Consider the following 3911-nt stretch of genomic DNA (forward strand, 5'->3'; position numbering starts at 1 on the left):
TGGCGAAATGGTTAAATCCTCTTTTTTAAGTGGACTCATGGATGAAAATAATTTATTGAAGAAATTTGTAGAAAGAAAATCGAATCAATGAAATCGAGGATATAAAATGGGGAGTATCGCTCCCCCAAACCAGAAAGCTTGACACAGAAAACCACTTTCAAATCAAGAGTTACAACAAATTTACAATTAATCAAAAACAATTTAAGGATTTTATGAAAAAGGTAATTTCAACCATAGAATTAATTATCAGTATATTAACTTTATTTATTTTTACAGGTTCTATTTATGCAACTCAATCCATAGAGCAAGTCCAAAATATCAGTCATTCACGATTGAAAAATTCCCCTCAGCAGATACCGAGCAGAGATTCGGATGACTATTTTGAAGACTTTGAATCCGGAGCATCCGGTTGGTCTTTTCTGGATGATACTGCCGGTGAACCGTTTTGGCACACGGACACTTACAATGCTTATGGAGGAGCAGGGAAATCGTGGTGGATGGGAAATCCGGAAGTTGGTATAAACGGGGGCTATTTAAACGATTGGTACCAGGTTTTGGATACGCCGGAAATACAATTGCCCGGAAGCGGGGAAATGATTTTGTCTTTTCAACAATTCAGAGGAATCGAACCGCCCGGAATTTACAATAGTTTTGATGGTTGGGACGGATTTAATGTTCGCATCAGAAAAGTTGGGGAGAATTATCGGGAAGCAACTGTTTTGACTAATCCCACGCCTGTTTATAATTGTTCGAGTCTTTATAGTTTTGGATTTATTCACGGAGAATGCCCCACAGGAATTCCCGGAATCCCAGGTTGGGGAGGTTCTGCCGAATGGTATTATTCACAATTCATAATTCCCGATTCTTTTCAGGGCGAGGATGTGATTATCAGTTTTTCTTTTGCTTCAGATGGAGCAGAATGTACGGTTGGGGACGATAGTAACCCCGCTCACCCGAGTTGGACAGGTATTTTTGTGGACGATATAAATGTAGCGGACGTATATTTTAATAATGGTGATGACGCAACCGGTTTTAATGCTTTCACTCCAACCGGCGGTCAACTTTGGCATATTTACGAAGCAGATAATCTCCCGTCCCCATATCACGCTATGGGTTGTTTTAATGAGGAAACCGGCTCTTACAATCCCTTTATGGAAGATTATCTTATTAGTCCGGAAATTGAAATTCTACCTGACGCAGAAGTCTGGTGGGATATGAGTTTGCAAAGCGATCTGGATGATCCTGCCGGATTTCCAGATTGCGATTTTATTCGTGTGGAAATACGATTTAAGGATGAAGGTGATTGGAGCGAATGGAATTATATCAGCAATCCAACCGGTGGTTCAGGTACAAATTATGTTTTTACGGGAGATGCTTTGGATTGGCAACCGTTCTCGCAATCTTTCCCGGGATACAATGACATTTCAATACTTGCAGGGAATACAGTTCAATTCCGTATTGGGCTTCATACAAATGCAGATTCCACTTCCACTTTCGGTTTACGGATAGATAATTTTGAAGTTCAAGTTCAGCCTTACCTCAATCCAGCCCGTCATTTAAATGCTGAATATGACCAAATTAATTCCAAAACATTTTTGCAATGGAAAATGCCCTTTTTGGGAATTCCTGAAGAATTGGTTTATTGTGTTGTAGATTCTGCAAACAGCTTTGTGAATGATGCACAACCCTATGCTATCAAAGTTACTAATGATTCCAGTTATGCAGTTCCTCTGAAAAGCGTAAATTTTATGCTCTACAGCTCTGCAAGTCCGGCAATTATTACCGGAACAGTGGATGTAACAATTTGGGATGATGCAAACGGTCTTCCCGGAAACGTGCTTTATTCAGTAAACGGAGTGCAAGATATTCCCCATTATTCCTACATGAATGTAGATGTTCTGGGGGGTGAAATTGTTATCCCGTCAGGTGAAAGTGTGTTTGTGGGAATCAGCAATTTCAACACTTCGAATCAGGGAATTTTGGCAGATAATGAAGCGGATCAAGGGCATAGTTTCTGTTTTGCTGCCGGACAATGGATGTCTATTTTCGATGCATATACCGATCTGAAAAATATCTGCATTACTGCTACGGTCTTGGTTAATGACCCTTCAGGTGCCACAGATCCGATTGGCTACAACGTGTATCGTTCTCAAGCGGATGAAGAATCTTATGAAATTATTACCTCAGTTACTGATACTATTTTTATTGATGAAAATCTTGAGCTTGGTTATCCATATTTCTACTCAATTTCTGCTTTGTATGAAAACGGGGAAAGTGATTTTTCCAATATCGAATGGATTTTTGCAGAGATTCCAACTGCGAGAGAATACATCTATGATAATGGCACAGCATATTCGAGTTTTAGCTCGGGAAATCCTTTAAATTGTCTCGCTGTAAAAATATCTCCGCAAAATGATCCTGTCCGCTTGATCAGGCTGAAATGTTTTCTTAAGACAAATGAAAGCCAGCTCGTGTTTCAGGTTTGGGATGATAATGGAATCAATAATTTCCCGGGAGATGAGCTTCTTGAAGAACCGATTATGATTGAATCTTACAATTTGCGCGCAAATGCTTGGAATGTTATCACTTTACCTGTTTCGGATAATATTATTCTCGAGCAGGAAGAAGATTTTTATGTAGGTTGGGTAGAAGTTTTGGGAAATAGCAAAATTGGAATGGATAGTGGTAATCCTGTAGCAAACCGAAGTTATCAATATATTGACGGGGAATGGTTCGGACCTTCTCAAGGAGTTCAGCAGAATATTATGATGAGAGCAATCGTGGACACAATGCCGAGAATTGAAGCGGATTTTGAATGTGATCAAATTTGGGGTACGGCTCCATTTGAAACTTCTTTTTTCGATAGATCGCGATTGGTAAACTCACCGATAGTTTCCTGGGATTGGAATTTTGGTGATGGTTATAGTGCAAATGTGCAGAATCCAAACCACATTTACGAGCAACCCGGGACGTATTCAGTTTCACTTCAAATTGTTACCGAAAATGATTCTATAGGCTTGATCATAAAAGAAAATTTCATCCACGCTTATTCATCCGTATGGGCTGGTGATACAAATTGCGATGGAATTGTTGACACCCTCGATGTGATTCCTATTGGAATCTATTTTCGGGAAACCGGACCTGCAAGAGATAACATATCCTTTTCGTGGACTGGAAATGATTATCCGGGAATCTGGTCTGACCAGGAGGCTGCATTTGCAGATTGCAATGGAGATGGAGAAGTAAATCTCGCAGATGTACTTGCCATCGGTTTGAATTGGCAAAACACACATTCAGGATATAACTGTGAGTGGACTCTTCCCAATAATTTTGACCAATTTGAAAATAATTTTATGGAAATTTACAATTCGCTTGGAAATGGTGAAACTGATGTTCGGATAAAAAATTATATCGCACGTTTATTTGACTTTCCGCAAATTCCATCACAATCGCAAAATATTCTTGCTAATTCTTATCCGAATCCTTTTAATCCGGCGTTCACTGATCTGAAGATAAACTTTTCCGTTAAAGATAATTCTATTCCAGCCTCAGTAAATATTTATAATATAAAAGGGCAAATAGTGAAAAAATATTCAATCAAGAATCCTGAGTTGAATGCGAATTCAGTTTCGTGGAATGGAAAAGATAGAAATAATATATCGGTGAGTAGCGGAATTTATTTTTATACTTTAGAAACAAATGGAAAAATCGTATCAACCAAAAAAATAATTTTAATGAAATAGAATCGTAACTCGACCTGTCAGCCGTCGGATTGGGTCATGGATGTACCCAAAATAAAAAATAATGAAGAATAAAAAAATCATTCGCAAGATGGCGAATTATTGTCCATCCGTAAACTACTATTTTATCAATGGCTCCACCAGCTGGTGGATGATTCGACGCAGAAAAAC

The 3911-nt window shown here is 38.8% G+C and carries 1 protein-coding gene; it reads left to right on the forward strand.

The window, feature by feature from the left end; translation table 11 throughout:
• The first annotated feature begins 212 nt into the window (after positions 1-212).
• Positions 213-3743 (forward strand): PKD domain-containing protein, encoded by a 3531-nt coding sequence (locus tag U9P79_04560; protein ID MEA2103900.1) that lies wholly within the window; start codon positions 213-215, stop codon positions 3741-3743.
• The last annotated feature ends 168 nt before the right edge of the window (positions 3744-3911 follow it).

Source organism: Candidatus Cloacimonadota bacterium (assembly GCA_034661015.1).
Lineage (GTDB): Bacteria > Cloacimonadota > Cloacimonadia > JGIOTU-2 > JGIOTU-2 > JAYEKN01.